The organism is Taibaiella helva (genome assembly GCF_003545695.1).
Taxonomy (GTDB): Bacteria; Bacteroidota; Bacteroidia; order Chitinophagales; family Chitinophagaceae; genus Taibaiella; species Taibaiella helva.
On sequence record NZ_QUZZ01000003.1, the window covers coordinates 505,158 to 519,448 of the forward strand.

The following is a 14,291-nucleotide window of genomic DNA, read 5'->3' on the forward strand; positions in this document are numbered from 1 at the left end:
ACAAACGTAATAAAGGAAAAATAAATTGCAAAACACTGCATATTAATTTCCCGTAAAGGGGCTGTTATCGCAGGATTTCTCAAAAAAATGGAAAAATGTCCGGAAAACTAATGACATTTGAAATGCTCGAAGGGCTCTTTGCAGTCGAGGCAGCGGTACATCGATTTACAGCTCGTTGCACCGAACTGGCTGATCATCTCCGTATGAAGCGAGTGGCAGCGGGGGCATTCGATCTCTTCTTCTTCAAAAAGATCCAGCGCCTGCTGTGCGCGACGTATGGGGGGAGCAATGCCATAAGCTTTCATTTTGGCCTTGCCCTCTTCTGTGATCCAGTCCGTGGTCCAGGCCGGGGCCAGCTGAAGCTCGATATTTACCTTAGGAATACCTCGTCCCATCAGAGCCATCCGGATCTGCATGCTGATGATATCCATAGCCGGACAGCCGCTATAGGTGGGGGTGATGGTTACCGATACTTCGCGGCCGTCGTCTACCAGGATCACGTCGCGCACAATACCCAGGTCTATAATGGACACAGCCGGTATTTCGGGATCGGAGATCTCGGACAGCCAGGCATAAAGTTGCGGGATGGATAGCTTTTCGGTAGTCATGCGCTTACAAATTTAAGGCTAATGCCGCTATGGTCACATTGAAATAGCCGATCTGCTTATTGCTTCATCCTGTCGATGATGGCGGTGGTGGAAAAGCCTTCCAGCGTAGGTACGATCACCGTACGGCCTCCGTAGCTGCTTACAAAATCATTGCCTACTACGGTTTCAGGTGTATAATCGCCTCCTTTTACGATCACGTCGGGACGGATCGTCCGGATCAGCTCAAGTGGGGTGTCTTCGTCGAAGAGGCAAACGGCATCTACAAACAGCTGCGCCGCTATCACCAATGCCCTTGAATGTTCGTCATTGACGGGGCGGCCTTCGCCTTTGAGCTTCTTTACCGACGCATCGGTATTGAGCCCCAGCACCAGCTTGCTGCCTTCTTCCGCAGCAGCCAGCAGCAGCTGTACATGGCCCTGGTGCAGCACATCGAAGCAGCCGTTGGTGAACACGATCTTATAACCTTTTATCCGCCAGCCGGCACAAAGATGCGCAAGGGCTTCCCGGTTCACGATCTTAGCTTGTACGGATTCCTTCTTGGTAAGCTTCATGTTGTTTACGATTGTATAAAGGTAGCGCGATTAAAGCGAAGAGGCCCAGCACCAGCACAATGGCGGTTTGCGCCGCCCAGCTGACCCAGCCGTAGGCCAGACCCACGCCTTCGCTGAGGCCATATAGAATAAGCACCTGTGCAACAATGACCGGGTAGGCGCCTATACCGCCCGGAGTCGCGATCATGCCCACGCTGCCGAAAGAGATCACCGCCAGCCCGGATAATGCCGGCAGGTGTTCGGTTTCGGGCAGGGCCTGGTAGCCGACAATAATGGCGCCGGTATAACAGGTCCAGATGAGCAGGGTGTACAGCAGAAACAGGCCTTTCTTTCTCACTAAGGCGATAGCTTTGAGCCCTTCGCCAATACCCTTGATAATGTGTCCTACTTTAGAATTTTTGATCTTCCGGTAAAGGAGCACGATGGCTGCGATACCCGCCAGTACAACGCCGAGCGCGATCAGTATCCTGGCCCATATGAATTGGCCGCCGGCATCGGTGAATAATTTCAGGTAAAGATCGCGGGCGATCGGGTAGATCACATCATATTGCAGGCCCAGGGTAAGGAACACAATAGCCAGGAGGCATACCATATCGAAGGCCCGCTCCGCAATAATGGTACCCACCAGCTTATCGGCCGGCACCTTCTCATACTTGGCCAACACCGTGCATTTGGCGACCTCTCCGAGGCGGGGAACCAGCGTGTTGGCCAGGTAGCCGATCAGCACCGAGAAGGTAGTATTGGCAGTGGAAGGGTAAATGTCAAGCGGCTGCAGGATAAGCTTCCATCGGAGCGCCCGGAAAAAATGCGACAGGAAGCCGATGGTAAAGATGGGCAGCGCGTACCACCAGCGTACATGGCGAAAGGCGGCAAACATCGCCTCCTTCTCCACGTCGTTCATCGCGTTATAGCGCCAGGCGATCAATCCGATACCCAGTCCCAGGAAAATGATCAGCTGCAGTATCGTGGATATAGTCTTTTTGGTCATTGTTGTTTAACAGGGATTAGGCGTAAAGGTACCGGTTGGCCGTAATAAAAGATGGAAACCAAAAATCAAAAATAAATTTTCAATTTCTGATTTCCACTGAGAAAAATCAAGATTACAATTTGTTACCTTCCTTGGGAAAGATCACCGTAGGCTTGAAAGACCTGGCTTCTTCAAAGTCCATCAGCGCATAGGAAATGATGATCACCAGGTCGCCGGGGCTCACTTTCCGGGCTGCCGGTCCGTTCAGGCATATCTTGCCGCTACCCCTTATACCTTTGATGATATAAGTTTCCAGCCGTTCGCCGTTATTGAGGTTTACGATCTGTACCTTTTCATGCTCGATAAAGTTGGCGGCATCCATCAGGTCTTCATCAATGGTCACGCTGCCGATATAGTTCAGATCGGCTTCTGTCACCACCACCCGGTGCAACTTCGACTTCATTACCTGTATTTGCATATGCTCAGTTTTGCGCCGCAAAGCTACAAAGAATATATAACATGCCCCTTCAGGGGCAGTTATAAAACTATTGACGATGTTTATCTTTTATAGCAAGCTTTTGAATGCGTACCTGTTATGAATTTTATTGCGTTCTGGCAATTTTGTCCCACAGCAGCCAGGCCGCGATAAGGCTCAAGGACGCAACCAGCAGGTGCACCCACCAGTACAGCGGCAGCAGCAGGAAGGCATGCAGGACGCCCACGAGCGCCGTCAGCGCCAGCACAAGAATGGTCGTAAAGAAACGTTGGCTTTTTTCTTCTTTCAGGCTTTCGGCCGATACAGAAGCCGGCATCTCTTTAAAGAGCACCAGCACCTGTACAAAATAAACGGCGATGCAATTGCAGGCCATAAGGATAAGATTGCTCCACAGCGCGCCCCTGGTAGCGATGAGCAGGACAACCGACCAGGCCAGGAAGGCCGGGAAATAATACCGGGTGAACAATGCCCAGCCGGTACCCAGCCGTACATGTCCCCTGAACGATCCCGGTGCGGTTTCATAAACCCAGGCTGCTTTATACTGCGCCGATGCTTTGATGCTCATCAGCGCTGCGGTAACCGGGTACATCAGCATATACACCGGAAGGAGACATTTGGCGGCCTTGATGCTGCCTTCGCCGGTACTGATCACTTTCCAGATATCCGACAGCAGGGGAAAGGCGGTGAAAATGACATAGGCATAAGCGGGAAGCACCATCATTTTGTACTCGGTAGTGCGGCTGGCGAACCTGCGTGCGAACAGGAAGCCCGCTTGAGCGGCGGGGTGCCTGAGCAGCAGGTAATGCTTCTGCTTTGCTCTTGTGCTGCGGGCTTCCCTGGTCCGACCTTTCGCTGCCGTTTCAAAGCCAGATCCCATCTCGCTCAGGCGTTCCGAAAATTTAGGCGCCAATACCCGCACAATGAACAGCAGGCTTATGACCGGGCTCCCCCATAGTGCAAGGTGCATCCGCCAGGTTGCTTTATGCATCCAGGCTTCAGTGATCCAGTACTGGGGCATCCAGGAGAGCAGGCGCGAATACCGGAGCACCACCGAGAGGTTCGCGCTTTCCAGCTTATCCATAAAGGAATGCTGCATGCTGAGGTAGATCCAGCCGATGAAAATGGCTTGCAGCCAGTAAACTATCTTCTTGAACCGCTGCCCTGAAACGAAGCGCAGCACCAAGATCAGCAGCAATTGTACCGCTGCAAACAGGATCGTAAGCCCCGGCAGCAGCAGCGCCAGGTAATGCAGGCCACGGAGCCAGCCATCCCTGATGCTCAGCGCGATAATCATTGCAAAGGATAAGGGAATGGCGCTGGTCAGGAATTTGTAGCCCATAAACAGCAGGCGGTACAGGATCATCGTTCTGCTGTTGACCGGCCGGGGCAGCAGAATGCTGTTGTCGCTGGTGTCGGTAAGCTGGCTGGAGAAAGTCATCACCAGCATCAGCGCCGCGAACAGGAAATAGGAAAAGGTGACCAGCAGCAGGCCGATCTCCTTGTCGGGGATGATCAGCAGCAAGGGTACATAGGTAAGGCCCAGCAGCGCAGGGAGCAGCATGTGCAGCAAAGATCGCAGCACAGGATGAAGATTGTATTGCTTTTTACTGCCGCCCGCCCGCCAGGATATAGGCTCCCTGTTGGAGAGCGTTGTCTTTAGCTTCAGGATGAGCAGGAGCTGGCGGCTGTCGGCGCCGGACAACGTCCAGAAAGGGCTAAGCAGCTTTACCAGCGCTAAAAATATCCGGTCCATTATACTGCTCCTCCTTCCCGGTTAAAGATCGAAATAAAATCGCCGCCATGATCGTGGCTGCGGTCGCGTCCGGTGAGCAGCGCGAAAATATCTTCCAGGCTTTCAGTACCTGCCTGCGCCCGCAGCTCGCTCATGGTACCGTTGGCCATAATGCGGCCGTCGCGGATAAGCACGATCCGGTCGGATACTTTTTCGACCACATCCATAATATGCGAGCAGTAAAGGATAGTCTTCCCGGCTTTCTTCAAACCGCCGATGATCTCTTTCAGCAGGATGACTGCATTGGCATCCAGCCCTGAAAGCGGTTCGTCCATCAGCACGATCTGAGGGTCGTGCAGTAAGGCCGAAGTGATGAGGACCTTTTGCTTCATGCCTTTGGAAAAGCCATCCATGCGCTGGTGCAGCGCTTCCGTAAGGCCGAACATATCCAGCATGCGGTGACCACGTTCTTCGACTACCGCTTCGTCCATATTGTACAAGCCGCCGATGAAGTGAAGGTATTCCATCGGCGTCAGCATCTCGTACAGCATAGCGTTTTCCGGGATGTAGCCGATCAGGGCTTTCTGCTCCTGCATATGCTGCCGGAAGTCTTTGCCCATAATGTTGACTTGTCCCAGGTATTCGGTGATAAGGCCGGTAAGAATCTTTACAGTAGTGGATTTCCCGGCGCCGTTGGCGCCGATATAACCGATGACCTGCCCTTGCGGGATCGTCAGGTTGATATTGTGTAATACAGGCCTGTCGTAGCTTTTGGAGACATTGATGATCTCGATGGCCGGTACGGCCGCTGTTTCGCTCATAGAAAACAAAGATATAGATTTCGTATCTTCGGCCGGATCGCATTGTTTATTAACGGCTTTTTGACTTATGGAACTGTACTACTCTTTCTCTATCCTCATCGTCCTTTCTGCAATTTTCGCCTATATCAACGCCCGCTTCCTGAAGCTGCCCGCTACTATCGGCATTATGCTTATTGCTTTAATGGTGTCTATAGGCCTTTTCGCTACCAATAATATTTTCCCGCATACCTTCGACCGGCTGTCCCGCCTGCTTAACGATTTTGATTTCGCCGATATCCTGATGGGCGCTATGCTCAACTTCCTGCTTTTTGCCGGCGCTATCCACATCAATATGAGCGACCTGAAAGAACAACGCATACCCGTTGTGGTCTTCTCTACAGTAAGCGTGATCATCTCTACCTTCTTTGTCGGCATACTGAGCTATTACGCTTTGCATTGGCTGGGTTTCGATGTGCCGATGATCCAGTGTCTCGTCTTCGGCGCGCTTATTTCGCCTACCGATCCTGTGGCTGTGCTGGGCATCCTGAAGCAGGCCGGTGTGCCCAAATCGCTGGAGACGAAAGTGGCCGGCGAATCCCTGTTCAACGATGGTGTAGCTGTCGTGGTATTTGTTACCTTGCTGCAGGTGGCGCAAGGTAAAGAGGTGGACCTGTCTTTCGGCAGCGTATCGCTGCTATTGGCCAAGGAGGCCCTGGGCGGGCTGGCTATCGGTTTGCTGCTGGGCTTCCTGGGCTCGCGCATGATGAAGCGGATCGACAATTATAAAGTCGATGTGCTTATTACCCTGGCCATTGTTATGGGCGGTTATCTTATCGTACACAGCCTGCACATGTCGGGTCCGCTGGCTATGGTGGCGGCAGGCCTGGTAGTGGGCAACTATGGTCGTACCAAAGCCATGAGCGAAGTGTCGAAAGATTACCTGGATAAGTTCTGGGAGCTGATCGATGAAATACTGAACGCCCTGCTGTTCCTTATTATCGGCTTCGAGTTGCTGGTCATTCCCGATCTGACTCTGTACTGGAAGATCGGTATGCTTTGCATCGGCATTGTGCTGGCAGCACGTTTCTTTTCTATATGGATCCCTTCCAAGATCATTCCTTTCCGAAGCAATAAATTTGACCGAAAGACCATCACTATCCTCGTATGGGGCGGCTTGCGGGGCGGGGTATCTATAGCCCTGGCGCTGTCGATCGATGATGGTCTGAACAAGAACCTCTTCCTGGCGATCACCTATTTTATCGTACTGTTTTCTATCCTCGTCCAGGGTCTTACGATCAGCAGGCTTACTTCCACCCGTGAGCTGCGCAGGAGTGTAGACACCTGATCCGTTGAGGGAATGATTTTGTCGCTTTGTGATTTTTTTCGCTTATTTTCGCCCCATAAAAAATTGAACAGAAATGAATTTTCCTGAAAATCTGAAATACACCAAAGAACACGAATGGGTGTTGCTCGAAGGAGATACCGCCACTGTAGGCATCACTGAATTTGCACAGCGCGAGCTGGGCGATATCGTTTATGTAGAGATCGAAACGGTAGGCCAGGCCCTCAATGCCGGCGATGTATTCGGTTCTGTAGAAGCGGTAAAAACAGTATCTGACCTGTATCTGCCGGTTGGCGGTAAGATTACTGAGGTGAACAGCGGTCTGAGCGGTGCGCCCGAGTCGGTGAACCAGGATCCCTATGGCAGCGGATGGATGATCAAAATGCAGGTAAGCAATCCCGCAGATGTGGAAACATTGCTGGATGCCAAAGCTTATGAAGCCCTGGTAGGATAGCACCTGCTTTCTCAACGCAATATCTTTTCAGCATAAAGAGGATGTACCAGCATGCTTTTTATGCTGATTTTGTAAATACCCTTTTCTTCAAACGCTTTTAAAACGCATTGGCTTATGCATACCGGAATGTTGCACCTGCACGCCATCCTACGCTGGATCGTATTGATTGTGGCCCTTTGGGCGATCATTAAAATGGCCTCGGGCAGGAAAGGCGGCAAAGCCTTCTCCCCTTCCGATAAGCGCCCGGCGCTGTTCTTTCTCATCGTTATGGACCTTCAGCTGCTGATCGGCCTGTACCTGTATTTCAGCAGCCCGGTATGGGGATTTGCCAGCCTGAAGAACAACGATATGGGTGTGGTGATGCACGATAAAGCCCTGCGTTTCTTCGCAGTAGAACACCTGCTGGGGATGCTCATCAGCGTGATCCTGGTGCATATCGGCTACTCCGCCACTAAGAAAGCTGTCAGCGACCAGAAGAAGTTCAATAAAGCTTTCTGGTGCTTCCTTATTGCGCTGATACTGATCCTGGTTACTATACCCTGGCCCTTCCGCGAGGCGCTGGGCCGCGGATGGATGCCTGGTGCTTAACGAACGAGTCTTGCATGCGTTACCTGTATGTGATCTGGGCCATGGTGTGGTTTGTGGCCCTTTTCCTTTTGCTTTTTCCTTTTTTCCTGCTGCTCAGCCTCTTTAAAAGCTGGGGCAGGAAAGCCATATGGCAGCTGATCCGGGGCTGGAGCTATGTATGGTTCTTCCTGATCGGCATGCCGGTCAGGCGTATCTATCAGCAAAGACCGGTAAAAGGAAAGCCTTATATCGTGGTTGCCAATCATGCCTCCTATATTGACACGCCGCTGATCTTTCGCGCGATCCCTTTCTTTGTGCGGCCGCTGGCCAAAAAGGAGCTGGCAAGCATCCCGCTTTTTGGTTTCCTGTACCGGCAAATGGCCGTGCTGGTCGACCGCAATGATGCTAAAAGCAAATACAGGAGCGTGCACATGCTGCGCCGTACCCTGCAGCGCGAAGGCAGCATTTTTATTTTTCCCGAAGGGACCTTTAATGAAACGGCCGATCCGCTGAAGTTCTTTTATGACGGGGCTTTCCGGCTGGCGCTGCGTACACGGACGCCTATTTTGCCGGTGGTGTTCCCCGATGCGGTGAAACGCTGGCACTACCGCAGCTTCTGGAGCTGGTCGCCGGGCGTCAACCGGGCGATCTTTCTGCCTGAAGTTGCCGTAGACAATTTTGCTGTCGATGATATTGCCGGCCTGAAGCAGAAAGTGTTTGACATGATGTGGGCGGCTAAGCGGGACGCGGAATAGGGATAAAAAAAACGAGAAGTCAAGTTTTGATCAAAACTTGACTTCTCGTTTTTTTTATTGGAATATATTACTCTGCTTCTGCTACTACTTCTTTCACTTCGGGGATCATTCTCTTCATCATGCCTTCGATGCCCGATTTCAGGGTGATCATAGATGAAGGACAGCCGGAGCAGCTGCCTTGCAGCATCAGCTTCACCACACCATCATCATAACCGCGGAAGCTGATCGCACCACCATCCATTTCTACTGCAGGCTTCACATAGTTTTCCAGCATTTCCTTAATGCGTTCCACCACATCTTTGTCGTCGGCATTTACCACGTAATCCGGTTCTTTCGCCGGCACCAGCTCTTCATTGATCACTGCTTTTCCTTCTTCCAGGTAGTTCTTCAGGAACTGGCGGATGGAAGGGATCACCTCTTCCCAAAGGGTTTCGGGCGTTTTGGTGAGGGTGACGAAATTGCTGGCGATAAAGACACCACGTACAAAGGGAAAGCCGAAGAGCTCCTGGGCCAGGGGCGAAGGAGCGGCATCCTTTTCCTCGGGGAAGTCGATGCTTTTGCCGGGGTACAACAGCTTGTTGGCGACAAACTTCATGGTCTCCGGGTTAGGAGTCATCTCGGTATATATGCTTACGATAGTGCTTCCGGTTTTCAACATAATTATAGCATTTGTACGGCAAAGGTACGGAATACAATCATCCGGCAAGCGAAACAATCGTGATAGTATAAAAGAAGAAATTGATAGCAGTCCGCGTTCTTAGTCCTGTAATCGGCTATTTTTGGCGTAAAAAAGAAAAATGCTGGCACATCATGTTCTGTTCTGGCTGAAGCCCGATACTTCAGACGCTGAAAAGCAGGCCTTTCGTGAAGGTTTGCAGTCCCTGGAGGACATCGGTTCGGTAAAGAGCTTTCACATCGGTACGCCTTCGGCCATTGACCGTGCCGTGGTCGATCGCAGCTATACTTTCTCCCTGCTGATCTTTTTTGAAGATTTGGCTGCGCACGATGCTTACCAGGTCGATCCGGTACATAAGGCCTTCCTGGCCCGCTTCAGTCCCAGCTTTGAGCGGGTGGTGATCTATGATGCCATCTGACCGGCTCCGCCCTTGCGTTGTAATGTGCTATCTTTGCGCCATGCCCATGTATCAGGAATGGCAGCCGGGAAAGGATATTCGCGTTGCTATCTGGAAGATCGAAGAGCCGGAGTCCTTTTTTGAAGAGGGAACGGGATTGCAATCCGATAAAAAAAGTGCTGTGCGCCGGCTGGAGCACCTGGCGGGGCGTTTCCTGCTCCGGTACCTTTTGCCGGGCGCTTCCCTGAACCAGATTGAAGTCAGTCACCTGGGAAAGCCTTTTTTTCGGGGCAACGGCCCCTGTTTTTCCATATCTCATTCTTTTCCCTTTGTCGGCGTAGCGGTATCGGGCAGCGACGTGGGCATCGATGTGCAAACCCTGCAGGAAAAGATCGTGAAGATCCAGTATAAATTCCTGTCGCCCGAAGAGCAGGCGCTTTGCGATAACCATACCGCGCGCATTACCCTGGCCTGGGCGGCGAAAGAGGCCGCCTTCAAGCGTTACGGCCTGGGCGCAGTCGACTTCATCCGGCATATGCCCATCCGTGAAATGCAGGTCGATGGGACAATGGCGACGATTAAAATGGAATTCCTGCGCGAAGAGCCGGCTGTGCATATTCACCTGCATGGGGGTATAGAAGCCGATTTTGCCTGGTCGGTAACGGTATAGCAGCCTTGTTCTCAGTGGTATGCAACTTTATCATACAATTGTCATTTCTCTGCTGCGGCTGGATTTTGGCCTCATCTATTTAGTACCTTTGCGCGCCACAGCTTCATGACAGGAACGTACAAGATAGCATTAGCCGGAAATCCGAACAGCGGGAAAAGCTCCTTATTCAATGCCCTTACCGGTCTGAATCAGAAAGTGGGCAACTTTCCCGGCGTCACGGTAGATAAAAAGACAGGCCGTGCTGTGCTGACGCCGGAGCTTCAGGCCCGTATCATCGACCTGCCGGGCACTTACAGTTTGTATCCCAAAAGCGCAGATGAATACGTGGCCTATGAAGTGCTGCTGAACCCCGCCGGTAAAGACCGTCCCGACCTTACCCTCGTTGTAGCCGACGCTTCCAACCTGAAACGCAATCTTCTTTTCTGTTCCCAGATCATCGACCTCAAGCTCCCGGTCATCATCGTACTGACCATGATGGACATTGCCCGTCAAAAGGGCATCACCATCGATGTGAAAGGACTGGAGCGGGAAATGGGCGTGCCCGTAGTCGTCGTCAATCCCAGGAAGAATAAAGGGCTCAACCATCTTAAAAAGGTGATCGTCCAGGTGCAGCAGAGCACTTTTCAGCCACAGAACGATTTCGTGCCGGTGGGAATGCTGGCGGCGCATGCGATAAAGGCTGTGAAAGAATTGTCGGGTGTGGAAAGCGATTACGGCGCCCTGCACCTGGCTTCGGGTGTGGATAAAATAGACTTCCTCAGCAACGGGCAGCAGGCGCAGATCCAGTCGGCGCTCAGCCATCATGCCTTCCATAAAGGAAAAGTACAGGCCGAAGAAGTGATGTTGCGTTACGAGCGCATCAGCCGCATCATGCAGCGCACTGTAGTAGAGGAAAGCCCTTTAAAGAAGCAGCTCTTTACCGAGCGGCTGGATAAAGTGCTGCTGCATCGTGTATGGGGCAATGTAATCCTGCTGGTGGTGCTGTTCCTCATGTTCCAGTGTGTCTTCTGGCTGGCTGAATTTCCCATGGGTTGGATTGAAGGCGGTTTTGCCTGGCTGCAGGGTAGTTTGTCGCGGGGGTTGCCCGAAGCCTGGTGGAGCGACCTGCTGGTCAATGGCCTCGTAGCCGGGATCGGAGGGATAGCCGTATTTGTGCCGCAGATTGCCTTGCTGTTCGGGATCATCACCTTATTGGAAGACAGCGGCTACATGGCCCGTATCAGCTTCCTGACTGACCGCCTGATGCGCTCGGCCGGGCTCAACGGCCGCTCCGTAATGCCCCTGATCAGCGGCATGGCCTGCGCCATTCCCGCGGTAATGGCGGCACGTACGATCGAAAACCGGAAAGAACGCCTGATTACCATATTAGTGACCCCTCTGATGAGCTGCTCTGCGCGCTTGCCCATCTATGTGATCCTCATTGCGCTGGTCATACCCGATACGATGCTGCTGGGCGTATTTAAGCTACAGGCCCTGGTGATGATGGGCTTGTACCTGCTCGGCTTTTTTATGGCGCTGGTCGTTGCCAAGGTCATGAGCTGGGTCATGAAAAGCCGCGAGCACAGCATCTTTTTGATGGAGCTGCCCGTGTACCGCGCTCCGCGCTGGAAGAACGCCCTGATCACCATGTATGAAAAGGCCCGCATCTTCGTAACCGATGCCGGTAAGGTGATCCTGGTCATCGCATTGGTGCTCTGGGCCCTGGCCACTTACGGACCGCCCGGCAAAATGAAAGCCGTTGAAGAACATTATACAGCGCTCAACACAAGCAATGGCGGTAAGCTGACGATAGAGCAGGAGGAGCAGAAAGCTTCAGACAAGCTGGAGCAATCCTATGCCGGTATCCTGGGTAAGACAATAGAGCCGGTGATCAGGCCGCTGGGCTATGATTGGAAAATGGGGATAGCCCTCATTTCTTCATTCGCCGCCAGGGAAGTATTTGTGGGTACAATGGCTACTTTGTACAGCGTCGGCGGCGCAGATGAAACCAGTATGCCGCTGCGGCAGAAAATGGCCAACGCCCGCCGTGCCGATGGAACGAAGGTCTATACCTTAGCCACCGGGCTTTCGCTGATGATCTTTTATGCCTTTGCCATGCAATGCATGAGCACCATCGCGATTGTAAAAAGAGAGACCCGCAGCTGGAAATGGCCCCTGGTCCAGCTGGCCTATATGACCGGCCTGGCTTATCTCGCGGCCCTGCTGGTGTACCAGGTCTTTAAGTAACGGTTTCTTATCGGGAAGGTGTTGGCTGTGCGTCCCGGCCGAAAAAACCACCTACCGCAGCTCCCAGTCTACGATCTCATTTACCCATTCTTCCCGGTAAGGTGTTCTTACTTTGATATAGTTGTCGGTAAAGCCTTCCATCATGCCGCTTTTTTCAGCGCTTTCAAACAGCACAGCGCGTTTGGCGCCCATCTGCTGCTGCGTGAAGTATTGCATCTTCTGGTAGGAAAGGTTGCGCAGCACTTTGTTCCGCTCCTGGCGGATGTGCATGGGTACTGCGCCGGGCATATCTACAGCCAGTGTATTGGCCCTTTCGGAGTAGGTAAATACGTGGAAGTAGGAAACATCGAGCTGGTGCAGGAAATCGAACGTTTCACGGAACAGCTCTTCGGTCTCTCCGGGGAAGCCTACGATCACATCGACACCGATGCAGCAATGCGGCATCAGCTCCTTGATGCGGGCCACGCGATCGGCGTAGAGCTCCCGGCGGTAACGGCGGCGCATCTGGCCCAGCACTTCATTGCTACCGCTCTGCAGCGGAATATGGAAATGAGGCATGAACCGCCGGCTTTGCGCTACAAAATCGATGATCTCGTTGCTGAGCAGGTTGGGTTCAATGGAAGAGATGCGGTAGCGATCGATACCATCGGTAGCATCCAGCTCCTGTATCAGCTCAAAGAAAGTCTCCTCACGTTTTTTGCCGCCATGAGTGCCTTTGCCGAAATCGCCGAGGTTGATGCCGGTAAGCACGATCTCGCGGGTGCCTGATTGCGATAGCGCTTTCACATTTTCCAATACACCTTCGATGCTGTCGCTGCGGCTGTGGCCGCGAGCCAGCGGGATGGTGCAGAAGCTGCAGTTGTAATCGCAGCCGTCCTGCACTTTGAGGAACGTGCGGGTGCGGTCGTTGACGGAATAGGACGCGTGAAAGCCTTCCACATCCTCGATCTCGCAGCTGCATATTTTGGCGCTGTCCCCTTTTGACAGCTCGCGCAGGTGCTCGGCAATATTGAATTTTTCCGCCGCGCCCAGCACCAGGTCTACACCGGGAATGGAAGCGATCTCCTGCGGCTTCAGCTGGGCGTAGCAGCCTGTGATCACTACCAGGGATTCGGGGGCGCGGCGCTGGATGCGACGCACCAGCTGCCGGCACTCCTTATCGGCGTTTTCGGTTACCGAGCAGGTATTGATCACGTACACATCGGCCTCCTCTTCAAATTCTTTCTTCAAGAAACCTTCCGCCTCCAGCGTTCTGCTCAACGTGGAGGTTTCGGAGAAGTTCAGCTTGCAGCCTAAGGTATGGAACGCTACTGATTTCACTGTTGATCGTTTATCGGCCACGACAGGCCTTTTAAGCATAACGCAGATTACTTTTCCGGGAAAAATAATCTGCGTTGTTATAATGAGAAATACGAATAGACAAATTATCTGGCAATAGCCCTTGATGCTGTTACTTTGTTCTTCAGCAAAGCGTAGGCGCCGAACAAAACACCACTGAAGATCAGGTCGCCGATGATTGCATTAAAAAACAGCTCTGTACCTACGCCGTCCTGATTGTAAAAAGGAATGGCGGCCAGGTAGGTCGCAGATAAACCGCTCAGACCGGGACCGTAATAGCCGCTCACAAATACACCGAAATTGGATATGAGCCAGAACAGTAGTGAGCCGCCAATAGTAAAGCCCAGCACTTTAAGTGCATTGACCTTACGCATCAGGGTGCCGAGGAATACGACCAGCACCATACCTCCGTAGACGAAGAACTGGCTCACACCATAAAATCCGTTGTGGTGCACCAACTGAAGATAAAGGTCTGAAAGGAAATAGGCTGCCAGGGGCATCAGGTAAGCTGCTGTCTTGTTTTTCAGGATAGCGCCGCTGAACAGGCTGATAGCAACCAGGGGTCCGAAGTTATACCAATGAGTTTCCGCATTGACGATACGGGAAATAGCCGCAACCAGGATTAGCGCAGCGCAAAGGAAGATAATACGGAGATTGTTCTTTTCTTTCATCTTTAAGACAATTATGCAGCAAAATTAATCCTTTTTGAGCA

The 14,291-nt window shown here is 52.3% G+C and carries 16 protein-coding genes; 7 read left to right on the top strand and 9 right to left on the bottom strand.

The genetic code is table 11. The features are described from left to right. Positions 1 to 107 precede the first annotated feature (107 nt). The 6 genes from paaD to DZC79_RS07480 all read right to left on the bottom strand — a co-directional run bounded on the left by paaD (position 108) and on the right by DZC79_RS07480 (position 5,175). A complete protein-coding gene (gene paaD, locus DZC79_RS07455) occupies positions 108 to 608 on the bottom strand; it encodes a 1,2-phenylacetyl-CoA epoxidase subunit PaaD (RefSeq protein WP_118950921.1) in 501 nt (166 codons plus the stop codon). Between the two features lie 56 nt (positions 609 to 664). Beyond that, positions 665 to 1,159 carry a D-glycero-beta-D-manno-heptose 1-phosphate adenylyltransferase gene (rfaE2, locus tag DZC79_RS07460; protein WP_118950922.1) on the bottom strand — a complete coding sequence of 165 codons (495 nt, stop codon included), beginning with the start codon at positions 1,157 to 1,159 and terminating at the stop codon, positions 665 to 667. Further along, a complete protein-coding gene (locus DZC79_RS07465) occupies positions 1,125 to 2,147 on the bottom strand; it encodes a lysylphosphatidylglycerol synthase transmembrane domain-containing protein (RefSeq protein WP_118950923.1) in 1,023 nt (340 codons plus the stop codon). The genes rfaE2 and DZC79_RS07465 overlap by 35 nt, the downstream gene beginning before the upstream one ends. Positions 2,148 to 2,259: 112 nt before the next feature. Further along, positions 2,260 to 2,604 (bottom strand): aspartate 1-decarboxylase, encoded by a 345-nt coding sequence (gene panD / locus DZC79_RS07470; RefSeq protein ID WP_118950924.1) that lies wholly within the window; start codon positions 2,602 to 2,604, stop codon positions 2,260 to 2,262. Positions 2,605 to 2,728: 124 nt separating this feature from the next. Next, positions 2,729 to 4,375 carry a hypothetical protein gene (locus tag DZC79_RS07475; protein WP_118950925.1) on the bottom strand — a complete coding sequence of 549 codons (1,647 nt, stop codon included), beginning with the start codon at positions 4,373 to 4,375 and terminating at the stop codon, positions 2,729 to 2,731. Next, complete coding sequence (locus DZC79_RS07480) at positions 4,375 to 5,175, bottom strand: ABC transporter ATP-binding protein (RefSeq protein WP_118950926.1); 801 nt, start codon at positions 5,173 to 5,175, stop codon at positions 4,375 to 4,377. Before DZC79_RS07480 ends, DZC79_RS07475 begins: the two co-directional genes overlap by 1 nt. Positions 5,176 to 5,242: 67 nt before the next feature. Here DZC79_RS07480 and DZC79_RS07485 point away from each other — a divergent pair, with 67 nt between their 5' ends. The 4 genes from DZC79_RS07485 (at position 5,243) to DZC79_RS07500 (ending at position 8,272) form a co-directional block, all read left to right on the top strand. Next, positions 5,243 to 6,499: a cation:proton antiporter gene (locus tag DZC79_RS07485; RefSeq protein ID WP_118950927.1), complete on the top strand. Its 1,257-nt coding sequence runs from the start codon at positions 5,243 to 5,245 to the stop codon at positions 6,497 to 6,499. 73 nt (positions 6,500 to 6,572) lie between these two features. Continuing rightward, positions 6,573 to 6,950 carry a glycine cleavage system protein GcvH gene (gene gcvH, locus DZC79_RS07490; protein WP_118950928.1) on the top strand — a complete coding sequence of 126 codons (378 nt, stop codon included), beginning with the start codon at positions 6,573 to 6,575 and terminating at the stop codon, positions 6,948 to 6,950. Between the two features lie 114 nt (positions 6,951 to 7,064). Continuing rightward, positions 7,065 to 7,538: a hypothetical protein gene (locus DZC79_RS07495; RefSeq protein WP_118950929.1), complete on the top strand. Its 474-nt coding sequence runs from the start codon at positions 7,065 to 7,067 to the stop codon at positions 7,536 to 7,538. Between the two features lie 14 nt (positions 7,539 to 7,552). Then, positions 7,553 to 8,272 carry a lysophospholipid acyltransferase family protein gene (locus DZC79_RS07500; RefSeq protein ID WP_157976992.1) on the top strand — a complete coding sequence of 240 codons (720 nt, stop codon included), beginning with the start codon at positions 7,553 to 7,555 and terminating at the stop codon, positions 8,270 to 8,272. A gap of 67 nt (positions 8,273 to 8,339) precedes the next feature. On the opposite strand, the gene DZC79_RS07505 is transcribed toward DZC79_RS07500, so the two are convergent. Further along, a complete protein-coding gene (locus tag DZC79_RS07505) occupies positions 8,340 to 8,930 on the bottom strand; it encodes a NifU family protein (RefSeq protein ID WP_118950931.1) in 591 nt (196 codons plus the stop codon). A gap of 139 nt (positions 8,931 to 9,069) precedes the next feature. Here DZC79_RS07505 and DZC79_RS07510 point away from each other — a divergent pair, with 139 nt between their 5' ends. From DZC79_RS07510 to feoB, 3 genes are all read left to right on the top strand, one after another. Then, a complete protein-coding gene (locus tag DZC79_RS07510) occupies positions 9,070 to 9,366 on the top strand; it encodes a Dabb family protein (RefSeq protein ID WP_118950932.1) in 297 nt (98 codons plus the stop codon). Positions 9,367 to 9,406: 40 nt separating this feature from the next. Next, positions 9,407 to 10,015 carry a 4'-phosphopantetheinyl transferase superfamily protein gene (locus DZC79_RS07515; RefSeq protein WP_157976993.1) on the top strand — a complete coding sequence of 203 codons (609 nt, stop codon included), beginning with the start codon at positions 9,407 to 9,409 and terminating at the stop codon, positions 10,013 to 10,015. A 105-nt stretch (positions 10,016 to 10,120) separates the two neighbouring features. Then, positions 10,121 to 12,241 (top strand): ferrous iron transport protein B, encoded by a 2,121-nt coding sequence (feoB, locus tag DZC79_RS07520; protein WP_118950934.1) that lies wholly within the window; start codon positions 10,121 to 10,123, stop codon positions 12,239 to 12,241. 51 nt (positions 12,242 to 12,292) lie between these two features. Here the strand turns inward: feoB and mtaB are convergent, their stop codons facing one another. Beyond that, positions 12,293 to 13,561: a tRNA (N(6)-L-threonylcarbamoyladenosine(37)-C(2))-methylthiotransferase MtaB gene (gene mtaB, locus DZC79_RS07525; protein WP_232831785.1), complete on the bottom strand. Its 1,269-nt coding sequence runs from the start codon at positions 13,559 to 13,561 to the stop codon at positions 12,293 to 12,295. 104 nt (positions 13,562 to 13,665) lie between these two features. Beyond that, complete coding sequence (locus DZC79_RS07530) at positions 13,666 to 14,250, bottom strand: DUF6580 family putative transport protein (protein WP_118950936.1); 585 nt, start codon at positions 14,248 to 14,250, stop codon at positions 13,666 to 13,668. Positions 14,251 to 14,291 lie beyond the last annotated feature (41 nt).

Bases quoted from the DNA above. Each gene is read 5' to 3' on its own strand.
- DZC79_RS07495 (WP_118950929.1), top strand. From the start codon at position 7,065: ATGCATACCGGAATGTTGCACCTGCACGCCATCCTACGCTGGATCGTA.
- DZC79_RS07485 (WP_118950927.1), top strand. From the start codon at position 5,243: ATGGAACTGTACTACTCTTTCTCTATCCTCATCGTCCTTTCTGCAATT.
- DZC79_RS07465 (WP_118950923.1), bottom strand. From the start codon at position 2,147: ATGACCAAAAAGACTATATCCACGATACTGCAGCTGATCATTTTCCTG.
- panD (WP_118950924.1), bottom strand. From the start codon at position 2,604: ATGCAAATACAGGTAATGAAGTCGAAGTTGCACCGGGTGGTGGTGACA.
- DZC79_RS07475 (WP_118950925.1), bottom strand. From the start codon at position 4,375: ATGGACCGGATATTTTTAGCGCTGGTAAAGCTGCTTAGCCCTTTCTGG.
- DZC79_RS07505 (WP_118950931.1), bottom strand. From the start codon at position 8,930: ATGTTGAAAACCGGAAGCACTATCGTAAGCATATATACCGAGATGACT.
- DZC79_RS07510 (WP_118950932.1), top strand. From the start codon at position 9,070: ATGCTGGCACATCATGTTCTGTTCTGGCTGAAGCCCGATACTTCAGAC.
- feoB (WP_118950934.1), top strand. From the start codon at position 10,121: ATGACAGGAACGTACAAGATAGCATTAGCCGGAAATCCGAACAGCGGG.
- DZC79_RS07500 (WP_157976992.1), top strand. From the start codon at position 7,553: ATGCGTTACCTGTATGTGATCTGGGCCATGGTGTGGTTTGTGGCCCTT.
- DZC79_RS07515 (WP_157976993.1), top strand. From the start codon at position 9,407: ATGCCCATGTATCAGGAATGGCAGCCGGGAAAGGATATTCGCGTTGCT.
- rfaE2 (WP_118950922.1), bottom strand. From the start codon at position 1,159: ATGAAGCTTACCAAGAAGGAATCCGTACAAGCTAAGATCGTGAACCGG.
- DZC79_RS07530 (WP_118950936.1), bottom strand. From the start codon at position 14,250: ATGAAAGAAAAGAACAATCTCCGTATTATCTTCCTTTGCGCTGCGCTA.
- paaD (WP_118950921.1), bottom strand. From the start codon at position 608: ATGACTACCGAAAAGCTATCCATCCCGCAACTTTATGCCTGGCTGTCC.
- gcvH (WP_118950928.1), top strand. From the start codon at position 6,573: ATGAATTTTCCTGAAAATCTGAAATACACCAAAGAACACGAATGGGTG.
- DZC79_RS07480 (WP_118950926.1), bottom strand. From the start codon at position 5,175: ATGAGCGAAACAGCGGCCGTACCGGCCATCGAGATCATCAATGTCTCC.